General features: G+C 60.4%; 1 protein-coding gene and 1 pseudogene. One reads left to right on the forward strand and one right to left on the reverse strand.

Annotated elements, in window-relative coordinates; all coding sequences use genetic code 11:
* Nucleotides 1-136: 136 nt before the first annotated feature.
* A pseudogene (locus ACNSN7_RS15510) lies at nt 137-304 on the reverse strand (type IV pilin domain-containing protein); the annotation flags it as partial.
* A 475-nt stretch (nt 305-779) separates the two neighbouring features.
* Here ACNSN7_RS15510 and ACNSN7_RS15515 point away from each other — a divergent pair.
* Complete coding sequence (locus tag ACNSN7_RS15515; protein ID WP_418283202.1) at nt 780-1,496, forward strand: SIMPL domain-containing protein; 717 nt, start codon at nt 780-782, stop codon at nt 1,494-1,496.
* The last annotated feature ends 275 nt before the right edge of the window (nt 1,497-1,771 follow it).

Here is a 1,771-nt window from a genome sequence, read left to right on the forward strand (position 1 = left end):
TAGCCTACCTGTTCAACCAAACCTCTGGGTCGTTCCATCCGAGGGAACAGGTGGGTTGCGAACCGTAATATCCCAACGCTCGGGAATCCTCGCCCTTCAGGGCGGGGAGGATGTCAACGTCTGTCACGTTGCTCGTCGAGAACGACGCCTGCGGTGCGGTATCGCCGAGCTGGTCACCGAGTCCGAGCACGAACGTCCCGATCACCGCAGCCAGTATCACGGTGATCGCGACCATGAGGATCACTCCGATGACGGGACTGACGGCACGTTCGCCATCTCCGTCGAATTTCTGTATCAGTTTCATTATTTGTCTCTGCCAGCAGTCCGAAACGGGTGCGTTCGTCGTCCGCTTCCTCCCACGGCTCCCGTGGGCGGATCTGACCCCGTGCACCCGTGCAGAATGCTGCTGGTTAGGGATCCATTACCGGACCAAGGCTATATATCTCCCGGTCACCCTATCGGATATGATAATAATCAGTCACCGCGAAACGAAGTATTTACTCCCACGATAGAGTATATAATCCATTGAAATCTCTTCAGATTTCTTGAGGTTTCTTGAAATTCCTTGCGAACTGTTCGTCGAACCCGATCCGGACGTGTCCCCCGGCTCGTTGACGTCCTCAGCGCCCGTTAAGCGGGACCTTCTCCTCGAACTGCGCTAAAGCGGCGTATGGATCTCGCCTTCCTCTCGCCTTCCTCTCGGTGAGAGTGCGAGAACGATCTCTCATACCGCTGGTACGCAGATCACTACAATGGCGTCCTAAGCCCATCGGAACTTCATGACCGTTCGAAACGGACTGGGCATCGCTCTCGTCATCCTGTTTGTTGGTATGGCGTTCGCCGGTGCGGTCACGCTGTCGACAGTCGATGCGGGTGCACAGGAGACCACTGAAACCGAGTCGAACGTTACGATCACCATTAGCGCCACGGGGACGACGAGCGCCGCGCCCGACCGTGCCGTCATCGACGTCGCTGTCGAGGAATCCGCCGGCTCCGCCGACGCTGCTCGCGCTGCGGTCGCCGATAACGCGTCCGAGATGCGTGATGCGCTTGCGGAGGCCAACATCTCGGATGACCAGATCCGGACGACGTACTTTTTCATTCAGACGGAGCGAGACGACGACGGAACCATCACTTACCGCGCGGTCCACGGATTCGAACTGCGCGTCCCCGTTGACGGTGCCGGCTCCGTGATCGACGCGGCCGTCGCCGGTGGTGCGACTCGCGTCGACGGTGTCCAGTTCACCCTCTCCGAGGAAACGGCTCGCGAACTTCGCGGCGATGCCCTCGAAGCCGCACTCGACAACGCGCGTGCTGACGCAGACGTTATCGCCAGCGCAACCGGCGTCGAAGTACAAACCGTAACGTCGGTGCAGACTGGCGATGGCGGTATCGGTCCGGTGTTTGCCGAGGATGCTCTCGGAGGCGGGACGACGTTCGATCCCGGTCCGGTGACCGTTACAGCCCACGTCACCGTTACATACGAGGCAAACTAATCGGCGAGTCGACCGGGAACCAGAATCATTCCTGGAGACGGGACCCGACTCCGAGCTCCCTCGCCGATCACGGCAAGACACAGCGGCGAGCGATAGCGGGAGTGAGTATTGCAGTTCGTCGGTCGTGATGCGGTATTTAAACGACCGTGAGCGACGGCGACGGTTCCTTATAAAGATCTAATGCGGTGGCGCGCGCCTCCGAGCGCCCACCGGGCGCGAGGAGCGCGTGCGAGGGAGTCAGGGGCGGTCGCCGAGCGGTTCCGGCGACCGCCCCT

This window comes from Halorubrum rarum (assembly GCF_048380895.1).
GTDB lineage: Archaea > Halobacteriota > Halobacteria > Halobacteriales > Haloferacaceae > Halorubrum.

Excerpts from the sequence above, each read along its gene's own strand:
- ACNSN7_RS15515 (WP_418283202.1), top strand. The coding sequence starts at position 780 with ATGACCGTTCGAAACGGACTGGGCATCGCTCTCGTCATCCTGTTTGTT.